The organism is Microcystis sp. M061S2, assembly GCF_020245605.1.
Classification (GTDB): Bacteria; Cyanobacteriota; Cyanobacteriia; order Cyanobacteriales; family Microcystaceae; genus Microcystis.
Map to the genome: position 1 here is coordinate 1 of NZ_JADBUP010000113.1, position 3457 is coordinate 3457.

The 3457-nt window shown below is 45.2% G+C and carries 5 protein-coding genes and 1 tRNA gene; all 6 read left to right on the forward strand.

All coding sequences use genetic code 11. From position 1 onward, the window contains the following. Positions 1-1003 precede the first annotated feature (1003 nt). Entirely contained in the window at positions 1004-1561 is a 558-nt protein-coding gene (locus IM475_RS18290; RefSeq protein ID WP_287728659.1) for a hypothetical protein, read from the forward strand. 79 nt (positions 1562-1640) lie between these two features. Next, positions 1641-1883 (forward strand): hypothetical protein, encoded by a 243-nt coding sequence (locus IM475_RS18295; RefSeq protein WP_287728660.1) that lies wholly within the window; start codon positions 1641-1643, stop codon positions 1881-1883. Next, positions 1867-2019, forward strand: a complete 153-nt coding sequence (locus tag IM475_RS18300) for a hypothetical protein (protein WP_287728661.1) — start codon at positions 1867-1869, stop codon at positions 2017-2019. The genes IM475_RS18295 and IM475_RS18300 overlap by 17 nt, the downstream gene beginning before the upstream one ends. Continuing rightward, positions 2016-2354: a hypothetical protein gene (locus IM475_RS18305; protein ID WP_287728662.1), complete on the forward strand. Its 339-nt coding sequence runs from the start codon at positions 2016-2018 to the stop codon at positions 2352-2354. The genes IM475_RS18300 and IM475_RS18305 overlap by 4 nt, the downstream gene beginning before the upstream one ends. Beyond that, positions 2354-2623 (forward strand): hypothetical protein, encoded by a 270-nt coding sequence (locus IM475_RS18310; RefSeq protein ID WP_287728664.1) that lies wholly within the window; start codon positions 2354-2356, stop codon positions 2621-2623. The genes IM475_RS18305 and IM475_RS18310 overlap by 1 nt, the downstream gene beginning before the upstream one ends. 3 nt (positions 2624-2626) lie before the next feature. Continuing rightward, positions 2627-2708: transfer RNA gene (locus IM475_RS18315), tRNA-Tyr, on the forward strand. Positions 2709-3457: the final 749 nt, after the last annotated feature.

The following is a 3457-nucleotide window of genomic DNA, read 5'->3' on the forward strand; positions in this document are numbered from 1 at the left end:
CAAGCATCCTAGGGGCTTGTAGCAGGCACAACCAATACGCACACAGCACAACCCATAGGTGTGACAGTAACTACGGGTTGAAGATGTGGTATAGCTGTTCTACTGTTTGGTGTGGTGGTGTAGTGTACGATTGGTTGTGGGGTGTATTAATCAACGACACCTAAGGCTGTATCTGGAATGCCTATACATCCGGGGTAGGATGGAATGCATACCTACATAGGTACTGGTTGGTACAACCATTGACTCATGATGAGCGGACCTATCAACAATCGTTGGATGTAGGTCGGTAACCCTATCCAAACGCCAAGCCTAGGATTTCTACCCTATTTTGGGACTATGGTCACAAGCACAGGGCATGGGTGGGCAAGGGGCAGAGGGGGTACGGAGGAGCGTATATACACCACTGGGATAAAATCTCTGAAATAAAAGTCGTACACTACTCTGTAACAATCTGTAACAATTCAATGTATACACCCATTATGTAAGTGAACCCTAACTAAAATAAGGTGTTGGAGAATCTGTACACTAGTGCTTGGGCCATGGCTTTAGTAGTGGCATTCGCCATTAACAGAATAAAAAAAAACACAGGCCCTATGGAGGAACCTGTGTTTGTATGTGATTGAATATGTGTTAGACTTACATAGTGCCATTCGGCAATTGTATTACAACAGCCAGTACCAGTTGGGCCATGACCTAAGCTAGCTTATAATAGGGGAGGGAGTATTTTTTGTGAGTGGGGATATATTAGATCCCTCAAACAAAGCTCTTATTAAATACCACATTTTTGAAAAAAGTCAAGTAAATAATTAATATAGAGTGAATATTTTTTATTCGAGGTAGGTTGATATATGTTAACCCCGGAGATATAATCAATAGATGTATATCTATAAACATTTTTTGAGCAAAATTATTCCCCAATACAATAAACCTATTCTCATCATAAATTATCTTGACAAATTTATACATACGCGTATATAATGTGTAACTTTTTGAAAGGGTTAATATGAATACTTTACATGATATTCCTCTGCCTATATACAGGCATGTTGCTAAGCGCCGCGGATTAAAATTTTATTGTACTGGAAAACCATGCAAACATGGTCACGAGCCTTTGCGCTATACCGCTACAGGCAATTGTGTGGCCTGTGCTATGACTAGGACAAAGGAATACGTAGCTGATAATCGCGATGAGCATAATCGCAAAATGCGTGAGTATATGCGGTTAAACAGACATAAGCATATCCTAGAAAAAGATGAGCTTAGAAAAAATGATCTTGCAGCATATCTGTTGCTCGGTTTGGAAAGAAAAGCAAAGCGCCGAGGGCTGGAGTGCAGCTTAACCAAAGACGACCTCATAGTGCCAGAATGTTGTCCGGTATTTGGTACAAAGTGGGATTGGTCCAATAAAGACACTGTTCCTTCACTTGATAGAGTTGATAATAGTAAAGGATATGTAGCCGGTAATGTGAAAGTTATTTCATATAAGGCAAATCGCTTAAAGTCTGATGCAATGATTAGTGATATTGAAAAAGTATTAGATTATATGAAAAATAACACTTGACAAATATTCGTAATTGTGGTATAAGTTTTTATCATTTGAGTAAAATAATGCTTGACAAATTTTCATTCTTGTGTACATAATGACAACACTTGAAAAACTATACCTTCTCGCGAGGAAGGGTGATCAATTCCGCCTTTACGTGCCGGGTTCTTATGTGATCTACACACGGTGGGCGATTTACGAAAAGACCGGTATCTGGCTAGAGCCAGAACAAGTAGAGCAATACCTTTATGAAGAAGGTCTGTTGCCAAAACATGAAGTCCGGTCTGTAAAAAAGGCTCTAATTGAGCGACGACAAATCAAAGATGGGCAAGACATTTAAAGACCGTCCTGAACAGGATGATGATGCAGACTTCCGCCGTAAGGTCATCAAGCGACGGGAAAATACCAAAAAGAAAAAGTCCACGCTTGAAGCGGATAATCTGGACCTTTTCGATAAGTATGGTTTAGGTGGATGAAAGCGGTTATCGCATTTCTCGTAGCTTTGTTTATTTCTGTTGGTGCCCAAGCCCAACTTGCCACAAGTTTCGTCTGTAAAGACCCTGCACCGTATTTCAATGCGGAACAGGTTTACAAATCAGAAGGCAACCAAGGCGCTGTGACGTATATGAATATGTCTGTTGCGACTGGACAATGCCTCGTACTTCCGGTGCCCGTACCTGTAGAGGTGGTTCATGAAGTGGGCACCATCAATGTTGACGGTGATCAAATCGTCGTCGTGCATGTTCGTAATGCAGCCGGTGGAGAGGGCTACGCCCTAGTATCTCCGAAAAACCTTCCCGGTAATCTTTGATGCCAAAGCCCAAGATTTTAAAACGGCTAGAATATCAGCTTTCTCAGAAAGGATATTCTGAAGAAGCCGCAACCAAAATTGCTGTAGCTGGTTTGCAGAAAAGTGGCAATCTTAAGCCCGGTTCTACGGAGCCTACTGCAAAAGGTGTTAAGCGCGGTAACATGACCGCTTCTGAGCGCGCTAAAGATAGAGCAGCTAAAAAGACTGGTCGAAGCGCGTCAGAGTACAAATACAACCAGCTAAATAATACAGCAAGGTTGAAAAAGTAAATTGGATGGGCTGTCATTGGCGAGACTAGCTGACTGTACATCAGTGGCCTAGGCTGTGGTGGTTCGACTCCATCCCCATCCACCAATGTTCCCCGCTCTGCTGGCTATACACTGATCGCGACAGATGCCAGCATCGGGCTTGAACCCTGTCATTTACGATGGCGGGGTTTTTCTTCATCTGAAAGGAATCCCCCACTATGGCAGGGAAGGGTACCAACCCAACAAGCAAGGTTCGTCCTTCACGCACCAGACCCCCCGCTGCAAACGCTGCTGCTGAACCAGCAACTAGGTCCTCATCTCCTCGCGTAGCACGCCCAAAGCCCGCTGCAAGCACGCCTCGTCCTTCGGCCAGTCCCCCAATTCAAGGATGGCAGCCTCCTAATACTGCACCCCAGATTGAAATGGCTAACGCCGGTCGTGAAAGATTGACGCAAGCCGCCAACGGTCGGGAGGCACTAGCCCGCAACGTAGAGCGCGTAAACGGCTCTCCTAACGCTACCCCAAACCGGCTTACTCCTCAGCCCAACCCAAGCGCCCGTGCTGCCTTCAACAATCTGAGCCCTACGGCTCGTGCTGGTGGTGCGCTTGCTATCGGTGCTGCTGCAGCCCCTATCCTTGAGCAACTTATCCGACGTGCCCAAGAAAATGGCGTGTTTGATCGTCTCAATCCGAACAACTTATCGCAACGTCAGCAGGATATGGCTCGTCGGCGTGAGCAAGAACGTCTGGCAGCAGATGGGAATCGTTCAATGGCCGAGGGCCGTCGTGAATCACGGGTTGACTACGGACTAGACGATATTGCAGAAAACAATTTGCGTCTGGAGTCAGCCCCGC